This window comes from Acinetobacter sp., assembly GCF_049284435.1.
Taxonomy (GTDB): domain Bacteria; phylum Pseudomonadota; class Gammaproteobacteria; order Pseudomonadales; family Moraxellaceae; genus Acinetobacter.
The window spans coordinates 43,242-58,746 of sequence record NZ_JBAPXX010000142.1; the positions used below are offsets into that span (position 1 = coordinate 43,242).

The window sequence follows — 15,505 nt, forward strand, 5'->3', positions numbered from 1 at the left end:
TGCAAGAAAAAACCGCCTCAAGGGCGGTCATGTGTTTAAGTAAGTTTTAAAAAATGTGGTTTACTGAACCCAGGCAAGTGCTGCCAATGGATCTTTTTTCGGCTCAGGTGGCTGTCCTAAAGTCTGCACACGCTGAATCAGTTGATCAGCCATGGCATCATCCAAATTGAAGCGTTTTAGATATTTTTTCAGATCTTCTTCGGTTTCAATGTTCCGCAGATCTGTATCGCTTAAACGTGCATTTCGGTCACTTGGTTCATCACAAACACTGATTTCATACAACCCGACACGCTTGATCAGCACATGGTCATCAAAATATTCAACATCCATATCGGCTGGAGCATGAAAAGCGATGGATAGACCATCAATAGTGCCATGCTTAATCATGGCCTCCATATCATTTGAAAGGCTCATGCCTGGTGTGACTTCGCCCACCACTTTTAAGCCAATGTCATCTTCTTCCAGTTCAACCCATTTCCCGGTTCGCATTGCAAACTTGGGATTGATATAAACCAAGCTCCAACCGTGGTTGTAATACATATGACAACGTTGAGTACCGACTTTCACTGCATTGATATAGTCTGAAAATGCACCCTGCTGAAACTTTTCACCATGGCTGTTGACGCTATCCCATTTCACTGCATAGCCTTCAAAACGAAAAGGCTTATTCGGGTCCTGATCTGCTTCAACACGGATTTCCAAATCCTGAAACGGTACAAACCGCATTTCAACATTTGGCAAATTTTTATGATTTCGAGCGAGCAACATTTTTAACTCATGCCGCAATGCTTCACGATTCATTGGTTCTACCCCCTGTTTGCCCTTTCACGACACGATCAAGGGTTATTAAATTGGCTGCGACTAAAGGCTGATCACCCCAATCAAGTGGTAAATCACCTTCATCACGACGGATTTCATTAATAGTTTTCTGGCCACTTTCGATCAAAGTTTTATTATTTGCGACCCGGGCTGTAAATGAAGCACGAAGCAGATCTTTGATCTTGAACTCAAATTCGTAGTCATCCCAATCAGCACGATCCAACAAGTTCAAACGCGCTGATTCTTCAATACGCTCAAAATAAGGACGCAATCCAAACTTATAAAAGGCTTCTACAAGTTCAAATATTCCGCTGCCCCATGTGGTCGATCCGTTAGTGTCATTAATCAGAACGCTTGGCACCCCATAAAAACGACAAACTTCTTCAACGGTAAACTGACGAGTAGATAACAATTCGATATCTTCAGGCGTAAGACTGATTTGTTCAAATTTCAAACCACCTTCGAGCACTGGCAAGAACCAGTCTTCACCTTCAACCATCGCGGTCATTTCTTGACGCAATGCATCTCGTTGAGCTTGTTTCAGCGTTTTATCGGTACTCAGTGCACCAGATGGTTTCGCGCCATTTTCCATCACGCGACCAACTTTATCGTCAGCGGCTAAACCGATGCCAATAGAACGCGCCCCATATGCCAAAGGTGACATCCCCACTAAACCGGTACCGAATAACTTGAGATGCCAGATTTCTTTGTCGGTCAAAATCTCTTTTTTACCGTCAAAGTGGGTGATGTGATATTCCTTTTTGCCTTGATCATTCAGCCTTGGATCGACTGAAGCATTGTTTATCACCACAAGCTGATTCAGCTCTTTGTGATAGTAATACTTTCGAACGTAAGCATTTCCACCCATGAGGTTCAGCATCAAGGTTTCTTTGAATTCAACGTTGGTCTGGTCATCATTCGGCTTATTCCGAAACAGCTTGGCCAGTTGATGATCAAAAATCTGGGAACGATTGCGCTTGGAATCAAACATGAACATTTCAAGTGGCAAGCTTGCCACGGTTTCAGCCAGGATTTTATGACAGGCAAAAACTGCACTCAGTGTCATAGCCCGGTCAAATGTGGCGGTACTTGCAATTCGGCTGATACTTTTTGGAGAATCGCTTAATTTCCCCTTTTTAGGTCCCGCAGGACCTGTACTCCGACTGTGGATCTTTTTCGATTTATCCACAACTTTCGCTCTGGCAGCATCATGATCGATGCATGCCATTACACGTTGTTTAGCAATTTTTGCACTCATCGTCTCACTACCACCATATTTGAAATATATTCATCTGCATCCCATTCATCCCCACCTTCACCAGGCACTAAATCGAATACCGATTCATCATCATGAAAACGCGCACGTGAGGCAGCAATGATGATTGCCACCATGGCATCAATCTTTTTCGCAGATGAAATCTTTCGCGGGAAAATGTTTTCCTTAGCGTCTTCTTTCACTACAACGTTGGTTGCACACCAGGTAAATAACGGATCACCACAGTGATGAAAACGACCTTCGGCCATCAACACTTCAATCCAGCGCATGGCCGGACTTAAATGCTCAGTTTTTTGCGGCACTTCAACGACATTGACACCTTCATCCAGTAGGTTCGCGGTCAACTGCTCCGCATGATATGGATCGTGCCCAATTTCATAAAACGGATTCTTGACATGGGCATCTTCAATATCACGCTGAATGCGTTTGTAATCGGTAGATTCACCTGGTGTGGCGATCAGCCAACCGTTGTCATGCCATACCGGATATTCATCTGGACGTTTTTCACCGTTAATGGCTTCTTTGGTTTCCAAGACACGCTCATTGATATAAGAATGCACAAAGGCATACCAATGGATCTTGCCGTCAGGTTCCATACGCGGAATCAATTCACCCCAACATGCCAAATCCAGTCGGCTGGCCAAGTCGTAACCACCGAAGCGGATCTGGCCATTCAGCTCTTTTAATTTCACATCTTTGTAGCAACGTTCCCAGACCGAAGGTGAGATCCATCCGTTTAATGCCCCGACCCATTCATTCAAATGTTTTTGCCGGAAAAAGGCTTCAGACGATGGGGAAATCAAGACTTTCTTGAATTTCGCTTCCAGATAATTGGTCGTGACCGAAATACCGTAGTTTGGATTGGCTTTTGGCCAGTTTTTCGGGTCCTTCCAGTCATCACCCCGGTCAAGGCAGAAAATCATACCGAAGTACTGCTCATGCTTGGCCTTGCCACGTAATACGTTTTCTACCGTTGAACGTTCGCGGTAACACACGCCCAGGTTGTCATCACCGGCGGTACTGATTGCCCCGACCAGTGGCTGATCCCGTGCTGCAATACCATCGGCAACAATGTCATACATGCTTGAATCTTTATGGGCATGTAATTCATCGATCACGCCCATATGAACGTTCAAGCCATCCTTAGTCCCACCCCGATCTTGAGATAACGCCTTAAAGACCGAGTTGCTAGACGACTGAAAAATAGAATATTGCGCTGTTTCGATACCAAAACGCTGACGCATAAACGGTGAGTAATCCACCATCGTCTTGGCGGTACCGAAAATGATATTGGCCTGTTCCCGCGAAGTGGCAGCCGAATATACTTCAGCCCCCGGCTCACCATCGACAAAAGCCATATATAGGGCGACGGCTGCAATCCATGTAGATTTCCCATTTTTCTTGGCCACCTCAATATAGAAGTAAATGAATCGTCGTAGCCCTTCCGTGTTCAACCAGCCAAAGATATTGACCGTAATGAATACTTGCCATGGCTCCATGACCAACATATGCCGCAAACCATTCGGCTGGATTTTTGCCAGGGTACCTGTCGTATGTGGACAGGTTTCAATGAAAAAACAGGCATGTCTGGCGCTTTCAATGTCAAACGTATAATCGAAATGAATATCGGCCGGTTTGGTACCAACTTTCAGCGTTTTTAACAGTTCTTCAAGTTCAGGATCGTCCGATACCACTGGATAACCTGAACGGGTTAAATCACTTAAGAAGCGTTTGGCCGCAAGTTTTTCTAACTGACCTGCAGTACGCACTCCGGATCGCACGTCATGGCAGTACTGGAGCGCGATTTTAAAATAATCACGCATAGAAACTCACTTATGAACGTGGCATATATCCCGCATATGGGTCGTTGTCTGCATTCGTGGATTGGTCCGCACCCAATAAACTGAGCTGCTTTGCCTTATCCACTTTGACACTTGAACGGGCAGCTGGCGTTAAGCCGAATTCCCGAGCAGTTTTAATAATCAATTCTTGCAGTTTATTTCGCACCTGGAGCCAGGCGGCCTGAACTTCAAAACCATTCGGGGTTGTAGAAATCCAGTCATCTATTTTTTCGAGCTTTTCAGAAACCTGCTCATAGGCTGCAATGTTGTCGCAGTGAAGGCCAAAGACATCGCCATCCACCACACTCAGTAAACCGGCCTGAACCAGTTTTGGGCCTAATACGTCCCAGTGTTTTTTTGCCGCCCCCTTGATCCATCGTGGGCAAGGGGGCATTCCCAAATCTACTGCTGCATTTGCCACTTGAGCATCTGCATCGCGGTCTTCACGAATCCGTGCACCGCTTAAAATCTTTTCTTGCAATGATTTGGCCGGTCGTCCTGCTGTCATAGGAACCTCCAAAAGTAAAACTTCATAAAATCTGGAGGTATACCCCCCTATGGAATTTTGACCATGTATAAATTTGACGGGGGGGCGGTCTTTTATAAGCGACACTTTTCGACTTTTGACCCCCTATCCCCTTCAAGGACTAGGAAAAGCGCAAAATGAAATAATTAAAATTATTAAAATCATTATTCCAATGGCGACCCAGACCTGACCATCAGTCAATGCATCATCATGGTCATTAATCCCTGAATACTTAAGATCCAATAGTGGACACGGAACCAATGGTGGAACAGGTATCAAACCACCAGCGGCGAATGATGTTGGTGCAGAAGGTTTAGTTAGTGGAACGATGATTGACTTCGGCTCACCATCACCCAATGCCGTGGTATCTATTTCAACAAGTTCAGTAAGCAATTTTTCACGCTGTTCTTTTGTTAGTATCTCTGCTGTAACGATCATTCCAACCGGTCGTGATGCCAGCTCATACAATGCTTGAATACTTACAATCCGATAGCCGTCTGCATCACGAATGAACAACCGTTCACCGTGAATGAATGAGAGACGTTGGTAACTTGGTAAGCTTTCTACAACTTTCTTAAATTCTTCATGCTTCATTTCAATTCCTTATTTTTATTGTTGTAAAGCAAAGCAGCCCACCCGAAGGTGAGCTGCTTAGTTCCGTTCACTTGTGGAGAGTACGAAAGGGTTAGGCTTCTGCTTTCTTGAAATGCGAATGATGCAAGCGATGTGTCCATTCATCAAAGTCTTTCACAACAATGGATTTGCTGTCTGATTCAATCACCGTGAAGATATCGTATTCACTGCATTGCATGGTCTCAAAGGCCACACCAGTCGTTGCCTGGACTTGATCACCCGCAAAGAATGGGTTGATGCTGTTCAGGTTTGCTTTGCTTGGTGTGTACTGTGGCACCCATGCACCACGATCTTCTGTTGCTGTCTTGCGGTCATGACATGGCTTGCACAGCGGCTGCCAGTTGTCTTTATCCCAGAAGAGTTTCTTATCACCTTTGTGCGGAACAATGTGATCGACCACGGTTGCAACTTCGATGTATCCACGCTTCTTGTGATCGACACACAACGGATTCGACTCAAGGAACACTGTGCGTTCTTTCTCCCAACGGGCATCATAGCCACGCTGGTGAGCCGTACCGCGATCACGATCACGCTGTTTGATCTTGCCTTGATGTTTATCGCAATAGCCTTGATTGGTTGCGTAACCGCTGCATGCTTGATACGAACAAGGTCGTTTAGCTTTCTGAGGTGCTTTCTTCATGATCCACTGGAACCAATTTGATTGAACGATTAAGAATCTTATTGCGTAATTTATCTGTGATCTTCAGATGAATGATCTTATCGACTGCATCCAGCGCAGTAAGTAGCAACACTCGACGTGTAGTCAACTCCACCTGGATTCGAACTAATTGCCCCATTGAACCAATTCCTTTTAAAAAGAACTGTATGCCCAGTCCCACGCCAGACATACAGCCATAAAAAAAGAGCCTTTCGGCTCTTAGGGAAGTTACAGCGCTAAATTCAATTACTTGCTAGATACAGTTATTCATTATGGAGAAAACTAACTTAAATCTGTTTCAGTGTCAAATACAAATTTTAGTTAGTTTTTGAGAGCTGAAAAGAAATGCGTTTAGCAGCTGCTGCATGCTCGTCTTGTAAGTCAATCAGAATGGCGTGAATAGCTTGATTCAAATAGCGATGAACAACCAGATGATGAACACCAGCGAACAGAGCACGATTACGGACAGAAGGTTTATAACTTGCTGGAACCATGCAGAACTCGACCAATGCAGTACGGATCACAGGCACATGGTACTCCATTGCAATTTGATGATGTTCAAGGACGCTTTTATATCGCGGTGTAAGCAATTTACTGAATGAGTCTACATTTTCCAGTGTATTCGCATTCAAGGATTTGAGACGTACCAGGTTATCTTGCAGTGGGGAAAGCTTGGCATAGCTCAGTGCAACACATACATCCTGTGCAGTCAAAGCTCCATGGTTGCCACCACCAGTCGAATCAAAGTTGGTTGTTTTAGGATTTAATAAGCGTAAATACTTTTCCATAATTCACATTCCTTGTTGATTTATTGCTTTGTTACGGGTAAAGGTCTATTAGTTACGGGGTTGTTACGGGTAAACAAATAATAAATGTAATAAAAACAAGGGTTGTTACGGGTGTTACGAGTGTTACGGGGGTTTTTTCTCACGCGCGGGAAAATACATTCATTCATAATTTGAATAAATATATTAGATAATGAAATTTTCTTCCCGTGCGCGCGTGTGCATAAGCCCGTAACAGCCGTAACAGGGTGCCTGAAAGATAGAGTTGGTAAGGCTTTGACAGTGTTACGGGGTTGCGATTTAGCCCGTAACAGACCCGTAACACCCGTAACAATTATTGATATTTTATAGTACGTTAGGAACATCCTGATCTCCTTTTAACTTAGCACGAAATTCTTTTACTTGTCCACTAAGCCATTCAGCTTGTTTCACATCCTTCGGGGGATTCTCAGTAAAAATCATGCGCCTTTGCACCTCTTTTCGCTTTTCCTGATAGCCAGCTCCAGTGACAACATCCTCATAGATCCGTCCATGTCCTTTGGCCACGACACGCTCGGAAGCAATTAAGTTTAAAAACTTGTTGGAGGGAATGGATTTCTCCCCATTTTTATGACACCACTGCCGATAGGCCATATACAAATCATCCGAAAGACAACAGACAAATGGATGCTCTAACATACCGCCACGCCAATCATCTAAAAATAATTTCCATCCTGGCAAACCAAACTGAATGATTTTCTGTTTAGCTTTAGTCATTGGTGGTTCTGTATAAGGGGTAAAGTCACTTAGATCCATCGATAACAGATAGGTATAAAATGCATTGATGGCATTACTGTCTGGCTCAAGACACTGTTCAACCAAACCCTTCAATTTATGACCGAGCTTCTGATTTGGTTCCAGTACCAGGAATCTTCGATCACGCTCTTCAATAGCCAGAGGCTGCACTTCATTGGATAAAAATACACAGTTAATGTGGTTATTTTGCGAATAACCCGACATAAACTTTTTCTCAATCCGGATCTTTTCACCAGTGATCATATGTTTGATCAGACCCATCATGCCGAACTTGGACTTATTGTTAAATATTTCTTCAAAGAGACAATAAAGCTTTCTTTCAGCCCAATCGGTATAAATGGATTCAAGACCATTTTGCCCCAAAGTGACAGAGTATTTATCACCATAGATCTTTGTCATTATCTTTTCAAAGAACAGGGATTTACCTGAACCTTGTACAGCACTACACAGCAAAATAGATGTATTCATTTTTGCGCCTGGATGCTGTAAAGGATAAGCCAACCACTTCATTAGCCATACATATGCTTCTGTTTCTTTACCACACAGAAACTTCACTAAGTGAATAATAGGTGTACAGCTTTCAAATGCTTCGCCCTGCTGAATAATTTGATTCTGAGCATCTAGCAGAGGTGAGATTTCCATACCATCATAGGTATTAATTTGCCCTTCAGTGATATGCATAGATGGTACAAACACAAGGTCTTCATGCCAGATCATGCGTTTTTCTCTAGACTTGGCCCACATATCATATGCTCCGGCCCAGTTTTCCTTCATCACATCAGTGCCGACGAGTTCACGACGATAGGTATCCCAACATGCCTTTTTACCTTCCAGCATAATGAAACGCTCAATCATCTCCTTAGCCTTGGCATGACTTTCCCCAGTTGCACGACCATTCGCGTCATCAGATGAAATCGTCTTACGTTTAGGGTGGCTATTCCACTGGTCAAAGATTTTCTTGCTACCGAGCAGAGTCTGAAAGGCATTTTTCTTCCAGATCTTTTTGCCATAGTCATCCCAGACATTGGTTTCACTTTCAATCAAACAGAAACGTGCAAGCCATTTTTCCATTTGTTCTTCAGGTGTTAGTTCACCACGTACAGTATTTCCCTGCGAAATACCCGCCTCCCCACTTGGCTCAACAACAGGAATTTCTTCAATTTCGGGATTTTGCCCCTGAAAATTGTTGTCGAAGTTGTTAGGGGGTGCGGGGGAAAAAGTCAAAGATGAAAGTGCTGATTCGATTTGTGCCTTCACCTCCCCCAATCCGAAATTCACGTGAAGGTCATTAAAGTCAGTATATGAATGTGGCTGTGTCATGTGCTGTGATTCATTCATGCAGCTGCTCCTTGTTTAAATTCTGGCAATAGAACGATACCGCCCGTTACAGCCACAGCTTCATTAGCGCAATTTAGGCCGGTATTCTCTTTGGCCGAGTCATCGTCCGCGCAATAGATCAAGCGTGCATGAGGGTTATTTTTCTGGATGGCCATCCCCACTGGAAGCAGGTTGCCGGCATTAAATGCCACCGCGACTGGATAGCCTGTGGCCAAATGAATAGATGCAGCAGTGGCATAACCTTCTGCAATACAGATGACCGGATCTTGCAGCTCGACAGTGCCAATAAAGTGAAAGCAGCCTTTCACGCGACCACCTTTCAGGAAAGTTTTTTCACCATCATATTTGATGTACTGCAGGTTCCACATTTCGCCATTTTCATCAAATAAGGGAACAATCAAGTCACCTTCATGATTGATCAAACAGCCAAAATTTGGCACTTTCTTGCGCTCCAGATAAGCACATTCACTGCCTTGATGGGTGCTACGCCACAGGCTTTGTGCTTTACGTGCAGCATTTTTCTGGATCTTTGCTTCTTCTTCCAGGCGAATACGCTCACGCATATCGGCTTCTTTTTTCCAGCGTTTACGGTCAGCATCGGTGATTTTAGTATCAGCTGTCAGTCCGACGATAGCAGCCACTTCTTCCAGGACTTGTGGAAAAGAAAGATGGGTACAGCGTGAAATCAGCTCGAAGCCGTCACCAGCTCCACATCCGTTACAATAGAAATCACCCATTTCTTTTTTATCGTCATAACGGAACCGGTCTGAACCACCACAGGCGGGACAAGGTGCATGACGCTTTTTAGGTGGCATGGCAATGGCAAACTGAGGGAAAATCATGTCCCATTTACCACGTGCATGCGCCTTTACGTCATCTAGTTGAAATTTTGGTTTACTCACAGCGACCCCAACAAATATAAATTAATCTTTATGACTTTCGACCATGGCCAGCAAGGTCAGCGCGACACGGATCAGATCCATTACGTCTTTATGAATGACATCATATTCATCTGAACAAATGCTTTTATCCGAAATAGCTTCAGCAATTGACTGGGATAACTCACCCTGCTCTTTGGCTAATTTGCCAATTTTTTTCAGAAAATTCGTTTCTGTTAATTCATGCAGATCTGGCAATTCAAACCAGGCAGCCTTGCCGTGAATGGCACAAATACTGTCCATAATTCGCGGATCTTTGGTTTCTGCCAAAACTGCTTCCAAATGGTAAATGTTGGCTTTATGGGTAGTAGTCGAAGGGTTTAACGAGCTTCTAAATGTATTAATGTTGAAGCAATTCTTTTCGGCAATACGTGACATCATGCTGTCATCATTTGGTGTATATACCGCTGCTTTTAATGCCATCTCTAAAGACATTACGGTACGATCACGACGTTCAAGGCTACTAAGCTTCATGTTTAAAATCTCTATAATCAGTCATTTATTGAGTTAGACACTTTCGGTAAATTTGGCTTAACACTTGGAAGCCCATAGGGAGTACGTCCTTCAGCCAATGCTCTAATCTCATATTCACGAAGTCGTGGAATCTGCTGTTTATTCCACTTTGCAACTGCTGCAGTTGTAATACCCAGTCGATCTGCAAGCTCAGATAGGCTGCAATCTAATAATTGAATGGCTTCATCTCTAGTCATAACTCAACCCAAAAACTAACTTAAGTAAGTATTATTTAATATGAGTTTAGTTTGCCGGTCAATAGCTAATATAAGTTAGTTTTTGATAAGGACTTAAAAATGAACACTATCGGCAGCAGAATTAAAAAATTGCGTAAAGAAAAAAAGCTGACCCAAAAGGCATTAGGAAAAATTGCAAACGTTTCCGATGCAGCAGTAGTTCTGTGGGAAAAAGATGTAAACGTGCCAAAATTAGAAAGCTTGCAATTTATAGCCCCAGCACTAAACACAACTATCGACTTCATTATGTATGGTGAAGTCCAGAATACTGAGAATGTTGAAGATTACAGACCAGTGGCCAGAATGCTTCCAGTACTATCTGATGTTCAAGCTGGCAATTGGACTAATGTGCAGTCAGTCAATAAACTCGATATTGATCAATGGCTTCCAGCACCACCAAATGCAGGAAAAAACAGTTTCTATATGATAGTACGTGGAATCAGTAACGCTCCACACTTTAAAGATGGCGATTATATTTGTATCGATCCAGATATCCCAATTGAGTATGTTCAAACTGGCGAAATGATAGTGGCGCAATGTGATGATGAAGCAACATTTAAAGCCCTGGTCAAGGATTACAGTCGCATGTACTTACAAGCCCTGAACCCAAACTTTCAGCCCAATATTATTGAGCTTAAAGAAAACTGTGAATACAAAGGGAAATATGTAGGCAAATTTGAACCTAGCAAAAAGTTCATTTAATACTTAAAAACAAATTTTAGTTAGTTTTCTATTGACACTCCTACTGAGTAAAGTTAGTTTATAAAAACAAACTTTACTCAGTAGGTTTTTTTATGCGTAATTCAAATCAAAATAACTTCGATCAAATCGTGACAAGTCGCTTATTTGCTGCTGACTTTGCACAACCACAAATTCAAGACTTTGATTTCTACAAATCGAAGGCTATCACTCAGATCCAAAGCGCCATTCAATCTATTGCTGCTGCGAATAGTCCATTTGAATTTAACAGTGCAATTGCCCAGGCAAATGCATTTATCAATGCTGCCCTGGATTACGAATTCATTTGCTTATCTGAAAAAGCTGTCTGGCTAGACAAAGTTGCTCATGCCGTCCGCTCCCAAATGATTGAGGAGTCCGCATGAGCAATCCCCCACGCCAGGACATTGATGGCTGCGAACATCATCCAGAAAAATGCTGTGAATGTTGGCTTAAAGAAATGAATGAGAAGTACCCAGATCGTATCTCCGATGAAATCAAGTATTTAGATGCTGCATTACTTTCAATTCGGGAGGTTTCTTAATGGAAATCCATCTTGGCCATGTAACTGCTTTTCTTTTTGTTGCACTACCTTTGATTGTCATGGTCATTGTAGTAGCAGGATTTTTTTACAAATCGTACAAGCTGCAAAAGAACCTGAAAGCCCAAGCAGATGCGTTATTTGAGAAATTGGAGAAACGCTAATGCTAGAAATTACCGACCTTCATCATGATGTTCACATGATCAATTTAAGTAATTTAAACAATGTGGTCTTCCGTCAAAAATCAGGTACTCACATCGTTTCTTTCCATATGCGTGACCATCATGCAGTTCCAATTACTGTGGATCATGCCACTGCTGAACGCATTAAAACTGAATTAAAGGTGATGAAATGAAAAATACACCTGCTGTTCTACCGACCTATACGTTGCTGGTACTTCGCTATATGTCACCTACTGTTTCACTTGAAGCAGTAGTAAAAGATTTCTTTCCTCAAATGAGCATGGTTATCGCAAAACGCAAGGCTGTCACTCAAGAACTACCTTTTCCTGTTTTGCGCATGGGTGAAGGTAATAAAGCTGCATGGATGGTCAATTTAGCAGACCTTGCTGTCTACATTGACCGACAGACTGCATTGGCTCAACACGATCATAAAGCAATGAATGGAGGTCAGTATGCGCACTAATCTGGACCATGATATTTTTCCAAAAAAAGCACAATCTTTAGCACTGGAAGCTGAAGTGGCCAAATTCTTAAAAGCCCAGGGAAAAGAAGAACCCGAACAAATCAGTTTTGGCCGTTCACTCTATGTCGAAGAATGCCAGGCAAAAGGTATACAGCCTTTTAAATTTACGCTCAGAGATGTCATGACAGCCAGTGTCGAACAGGCTCATGCCGAACATCGGGAAAAAGAAGCCAAATCCAGAGGCAGAAAGCCCAAGGTTGAGCCGGTCTTTATTCCAGATACATCTTCAGATGAAAGCCGGGTTTTGTTCAATCGAAATGCTCGTAAAGAAGCGTTTGAAGCGGGCCTTAAAAAGTTTCAAGGTCGTTGCAAACATCATGGGGAACAGGTTTTTTCCATCCGAAAAGATGGTAATGATCACCTGTGCATTATGTGTCAGCGTAAATACAGCAGCGCTCAAAATGCGAAACGCAGATTATTAAAACTGGAGGCGGTATGAATACTGGCGACCATGTAACTGTGAATTTTATTTCTGAAAGCAGTACAGAATTTTCAGGTCATCCTTTTTATGGCAGCGGCACTATAGACCAGATTGAAGATGGTCGAGTTTTTGGCAGACTTTATAACGGGCAGCCTTTTAGGTGTGCTCCATCTGATGTGAAAGTAAATGTGGCTATCAAGGATCTGGAATCATATTACAAAGTGCTTTTGGATCTTGGACTGATCAGCCAGGAAGAACTTTTTCAAATTAAGACAAGAAGTCTGAATGATCCTGCTTTATTGAATATGTCTGAATTTGGTCTGTATATCTTTGCTCATGGCCAATCCTTGTTTAATGAATTGACTCAGCGCTGTGCTGATCTGGAATTTAAATTACTGCAGCTGGAGGCTGTCTAAATGAAACTCGAACACGCACAAGAAACTCTTTTAAGCCAAAGCCCGTTGCAACTGAGCCAACAATTCAGTCGTGATGATTTAACGGATCTACGTGACCAGCTCAAAGCAAAACGTGAAGGCTTAATCGAATCAAAAGACAAATGCACGAATGGTAACAGTATTGCCCTGTTCAATGTTCATTTGAGTGAAGTCAAAACCATGAGCACCCGCGTCAATCAGACCATCTCATTGCTGGACGTAGATGCCAAGGTCATGAAAAAAAATAAAGCTGCTGATCAGGAGCTGGCGATCCGTTTCTTTAGTGTCGCCAAGAAAGAACTTGATTCAAAGACCTTCAATAAAATTAAAGAAAAGGCGATGGTGGCGTAAATGAAGATGAATGCACCAATTGAAATCGAAATGAAGGTTTATGCGGTTGAAGAGGAATCTGGGCAACAGGCAGTCGTCACAATGTCACTTCCTGTGGGCCAGTACCCTACTCGATCTACGCTTGAGTTGATATTTAAAAAGGCTCAGGATGCCTTGCCAGATGGATTTCGCGTAATGGATAAGCCAGAGTTTTTTAATGCTTACCTTCGAAAAGAATATGGAACAACTGAAAAATTTGCCACTCCAGGCTCCCGTGAATTTACGGGTGAAGTAATTGAGATGGAGCCAGACAATGACTCATGTTGAAATGCTTAAAGACCCAAATTTTAAACGCAGCCTAGAAGGTCACATTGTGTCTCATATTAATGCTGAATACATGAAAGCAGGTATGAGTCCCCCACTTCCAAAATTCAGGGAGAATATGGCCACTTATGACGAAGCCAATGTCACAAAAATGGCAAATCGTATACGGACTGGTGCAGTACTACTTGCACGGTTGCTGGATGAAAAAGCCTCTAAATAGAGGCTTTTTTATAAAGACAAAAAAAACCCAATTATGAAAATTAGGCTTTTTTTGTCAAAGAACTTATTACTAAGCTGCTTTGTCGGTGTTTGTACTTGTCACTAACTCACGCTTGTCACCAGTTAAGACTCCACGCATAGAGCCTACTTGAGTAGCTGCTGTGGTGATGGCATCACCAAGCAAACGTGAAATTTCTCTTTGATTATTTTTATATTCGTTTTTAGTTAATTTAATAATACCCATAGTGAACACCTTAACGTCTGAATTATTTAAAACGCAATGCAAGCCAGCGCTTACCTTCGAGTTTTACTTCTAAACCAGCATCTTCAAGCTTTGCTTGCGTATGCTGTATAGCCTGATGAAGTTGATTAAGAAAGTCTAATGAAACATCTGTGCGCGCATAGATCTTAGTGGAACCACCGATTGAATCTGATGTTGCTTTAAGAAATTCATCAACAATAAACTTCAAAACATCCACGCATGCCTTATCATATTCTTTATCGTCTTTGGCTTCAATAGTAGGGCTATAGTAAATATCCATAATCTTGATAGTCTTTATCCGCGCTCGACGAGAATAAATCACTTCCACTAGAGCATCTACAGAACCATCTTCATCAATATCTACCCCAACAAAAGTATTAAGATTTTCGCGATTAGTATATTCCCCAAACAATTGACCTTGTTCAATAAAATCGAATAATTGCTCAGTTAATTCCATAGAGTCATCAGATAAACCCTCTAGTGTATTTGCACTATCAATCCAGTATTTACGGACTGCATGAAGAGCACTTAAATCGAAATTAATAATTTTCATTTTAAAATAAATCTCACATCAAAATTTAATGAACTACCACAAACCTTATTATAAACATAACATTTGAAAACTTAATTTGTTATTAGTAATTATCTACCTTAGTTTAATTTTCACTAAACTTTTAGATTTCTAGCAATTAAAATAGCATCTTCATAATTTAATAATTCTTTTCGAATAATATCCAAATTTACATAGCGTTTAAGGCTATTCCAGTCGTCGTGTAGCGTATATTGCTGAATCTGTGGAATAGTCAATCCCTGTTCTGCCAAACGTGTAGCAGCCTCATGCCGTAGGTCATGAAAGCGCAGGTCATCGATACCCGCCTGTTTCTTGATTTTCTGCCACTGCTTCGCAATATTGTTTTCATGACATGGAATCAGCATTGATTCATCACCGCCACGTTTAAGCATACGATTACGGATCTCTGGCTGCAGTAGCAGATCAATAATTTCTAATGCCTGGTCTGACACTACAAACCACTTATTATTCGTTTTTTTGGTTGGATGCTTCACTGCTTCCAGATACCACTTTTTATGTTCACGATCAAAATTTTCAATTTTTAACCGTGATAACTCACCCAGCCGTCTTCCTGTGTAAATATCCAGCCACATGATCAGATGAATTGGCACACTGGAATGATT

The 15,505-nt window shown here is 42.2% G+C and carries 26 protein-coding genes; 11 read left to right on the forward strand and 15 right to left on the reverse strand.

The genetic code is table 11. The annotated features are described in order from the left end of the window. Positions 1 to 60 precede the first annotated feature (60 nt). The 12 genes from WAK81_RS12740 to WAK81_RS12795 form a co-directional block, all read right to left on the reverse strand. Entirely contained in the window at positions 61 to 801 is a 741-nt protein-coding gene (locus tag WAK81_RS12740) for an HK97 family phage prohead protease (RefSeq protein WP_422197293.1), read from the reverse strand. Continuing rightward, the gene (locus WAK81_RS12745) at positions 791 to 2,077 is read right to left on the reverse strand and encodes a phage portal protein (protein ID WP_422197295.1); all 1,287 of its coding nucleotides are present in this window, start codon (positions 2,075 to 2,077) and stop codon (positions 791 to 793) included. The genes WAK81_RS12740 and WAK81_RS12745 overlap by 11 nt, the downstream gene beginning before the upstream one ends. Continuing rightward, entirely contained in the window at positions 2,074 to 3,918 is a 1,845-nt protein-coding gene (locus WAK81_RS12750) for a terminase large subunit (RefSeq protein ID WP_422197297.1), read from the reverse strand. The genes WAK81_RS12745 and WAK81_RS12750 overlap by 4 nt, the downstream gene beginning before the upstream one ends. A gap of 10 nt (positions 3,919 to 3,928) precedes the next feature. After that, positions 3,929 to 4,444: a P27 family phage terminase small subunit gene (locus WAK81_RS12755; RefSeq protein WP_422197299.1), complete on the reverse strand. Its 516-nt coding sequence runs from the start codon at positions 4,442 to 4,444 to the stop codon at positions 3,929 to 3,931. A gap of 132 nt (positions 4,445 to 4,576) precedes the next feature. Next, entirely contained in the window at positions 4,577 to 5,056 is a 480-nt protein-coding gene (locus WAK81_RS12760) for a hypothetical protein (protein WP_422197301.1), read from the reverse strand. Between the two features lie 91 nt (positions 5,057 to 5,147). Then, the gene (locus WAK81_RS12765) at positions 5,148 to 5,735 is read right to left on the reverse strand and encodes an HNH endonuclease signature motif containing protein (protein WP_422197303.1); all 588 of its coding nucleotides are present in this window, start codon (positions 5,733 to 5,735) and stop codon (positions 5,148 to 5,150) included. Further along, a complete protein-coding gene (locus WAK81_RS12770; RefSeq protein WP_174893601.1) occupies positions 5,710 to 5,892 on the reverse strand; it encodes a hypothetical protein in 183 nt (60 codons plus the stop codon). The genes WAK81_RS12765 and WAK81_RS12770 overlap by 26 nt, the downstream gene beginning before the upstream one ends. A gap of 178 nt (positions 5,893 to 6,070) precedes the next feature. Then, on the reverse strand, positions 6,071 to 6,541 hold the full coding sequence (locus WAK81_RS12775) for a hypothetical protein (RefSeq protein ID WP_086044492.1): 471 nt from the start codon (positions 6,539 to 6,541) through the stop codon (positions 6,071 to 6,073). A gap of 342 nt (positions 6,542 to 6,883) precedes the next feature. Then, positions 6,884 to 8,671 (reverse strand): DUF5906 domain-containing protein, encoded by a 1,788-nt coding sequence (locus WAK81_RS12780; protein WP_422197306.1) that lies wholly within the window; start codon positions 8,669 to 8,671, stop codon positions 6,884 to 6,886. Then, a complete protein-coding gene (locus tag WAK81_RS12785; RefSeq protein ID WP_422197308.1) occupies positions 8,668 to 9,573 on the reverse strand; it encodes a primase-helicase zinc-binding domain-containing protein in 906 nt (301 codons plus the stop codon). The genes WAK81_RS12780 and WAK81_RS12785 overlap by 4 nt, the downstream gene beginning before the upstream one ends. A gap of 21 nt (positions 9,574 to 9,594) precedes the next feature. Then, a complete protein-coding gene (locus WAK81_RS12790) occupies positions 9,595 to 10,083 on the reverse strand; it encodes a phage regulatory CII family protein (RefSeq protein WP_108675518.1) in 489 nt (162 codons plus the stop codon). Positions 10,084 to 10,100: 17 nt separating this feature from the next. Then, complete coding sequence (locus WAK81_RS12795) at positions 10,101 to 10,319, reverse strand: Cro/CI family transcriptional regulator (protein ID WP_314102814.1); 219 nt, start codon at positions 10,317 to 10,319, stop codon at positions 10,101 to 10,103. Between the two features lie 99 nt (positions 10,320 to 10,418). Between WAK81_RS12795 and WAK81_RS12800 the strand changes: the two genes are divergently transcribed. The 11 genes from WAK81_RS12800 to WAK81_RS12850 all read left to right on the forward strand — a co-directional run bounded on the left by WAK81_RS12800 (position 10,419) and on the right by WAK81_RS12850 (position 14,050). Further along, complete coding sequence (locus WAK81_RS12800) at positions 10,419 to 11,060, forward strand: LexA family protein (protein WP_214001929.1); 642 nt, start codon at positions 10,419 to 10,421, stop codon at positions 11,058 to 11,060. 92 nt (positions 11,061 to 11,152) lie between these two features. Continuing rightward, entirely contained in the window at positions 11,153 to 11,461 is a 309-nt protein-coding gene (locus tag WAK81_RS12805; RefSeq protein ID WP_314102811.1) for a hypothetical protein, read from the forward strand. Beyond that, positions 11,458 to 11,619: a hypothetical protein gene (locus WAK81_RS12810; protein ID WP_422197312.1), complete on the forward strand. Its 162-nt coding sequence runs from the start codon at positions 11,458 to 11,460 to the stop codon at positions 11,617 to 11,619. Before WAK81_RS12805 ends, WAK81_RS12810 begins: the two co-directional genes overlap by 4 nt. Continuing rightward, the gene (locus WAK81_RS12815) at positions 11,619 to 11,780 is read left to right on the forward strand and encodes a hypothetical protein (protein WP_314102808.1); all 162 of its coding nucleotides are present in this window, start codon (positions 11,619 to 11,621) and stop codon (positions 11,778 to 11,780) included. The genes WAK81_RS12810 and WAK81_RS12815 overlap by 1 nt, the downstream gene beginning before the upstream one ends. After that, positions 11,780 to 11,971, forward strand: a complete 192-nt coding sequence (locus tag WAK81_RS12820; RefSeq protein WP_075167512.1) for a hypothetical protein — start codon at positions 11,780 to 11,782, stop codon at positions 11,969 to 11,971. Before WAK81_RS12815 ends, WAK81_RS12820 begins: the two co-directional genes overlap by 1 nt. Further along, positions 11,968 to 12,261: a pyocin activator PrtN family protein gene (locus tag WAK81_RS12825; RefSeq protein WP_174893593.1), complete on the forward strand. Its 294-nt coding sequence runs from the start codon at positions 11,968 to 11,970 to the stop codon at positions 12,259 to 12,261. Before WAK81_RS12820 ends, WAK81_RS12825 begins: the two co-directional genes overlap by 4 nt. Beyond that, complete coding sequence (locus WAK81_RS12830; protein WP_174893592.1) at positions 12,251 to 12,760, forward strand: hypothetical protein; 510 nt, start codon at positions 12,251 to 12,253, stop codon at positions 12,758 to 12,760. The genes WAK81_RS12825 and WAK81_RS12830 overlap by 11 nt, the downstream gene beginning before the upstream one ends. Positions 12,761 to 12,780: 20 nt before the next feature. Further along, the gene (locus tag WAK81_RS12835) at positions 12,781 to 13,158 is read left to right on the forward strand and encodes a hypothetical protein (protein WP_422197315.1); all 378 of its coding nucleotides are present in this window, start codon (positions 12,781 to 12,783) and stop codon (positions 13,156 to 13,158) included. Continuing rightward, complete coding sequence (locus WAK81_RS12840; protein ID WP_086044483.1) at positions 13,159 to 13,527, forward strand: hypothetical protein; 369 nt, start codon at positions 13,159 to 13,161, stop codon at positions 13,525 to 13,527. Continuing rightward, on the forward strand, positions 13,528 to 13,833 hold the full coding sequence (locus WAK81_RS12845) for a hypothetical protein (RefSeq protein WP_180181194.1): 306 nt from the start codon (positions 13,528 to 13,530) through the stop codon (positions 13,831 to 13,833). Next, the gene (locus WAK81_RS12850) at positions 13,820 to 14,050 is read left to right on the forward strand and encodes a hypothetical protein (protein WP_422197318.1); all 231 of its coding nucleotides are present in this window, start codon (positions 13,820 to 13,822) and stop codon (positions 14,048 to 14,050) included. The genes WAK81_RS12845 and WAK81_RS12850 overlap by 14 nt, the downstream gene beginning before the upstream one ends. 69 nt (positions 14,051 to 14,119) lie before the next feature. Here WAK81_RS12850 and WAK81_RS12855 read toward each other — a convergent pair whose 3' ends face one another. The 3 genes from WAK81_RS12855 to WAK81_RS12865 all read right to left on the reverse strand — a co-directional run. Beyond that, complete coding sequence (locus WAK81_RS12855) at positions 14,120 to 14,293, reverse strand: hypothetical protein (protein WP_171260926.1); 174 nt, start codon at positions 14,291 to 14,293, stop codon at positions 14,120 to 14,122. 22 nt (positions 14,294 to 14,315) lie between these two features. Beyond that, the gene (locus WAK81_RS12860) at positions 14,316 to 14,864 is read right to left on the reverse strand and encodes a hypothetical protein (RefSeq protein ID WP_075167519.1); all 549 of its coding nucleotides are present in this window, start codon (positions 14,862 to 14,864) and stop codon (positions 14,316 to 14,318) included. Positions 14,865 to 14,977: 113 nt separating this feature from the next. Then, positions 14,978 to 15,505: tyrosine-type recombinase/integrase (locus tag WAK81_RS12865; protein WP_422197320.1), on the reverse strand; the 528-nt coding region annotated here is incomplete at its 5' end.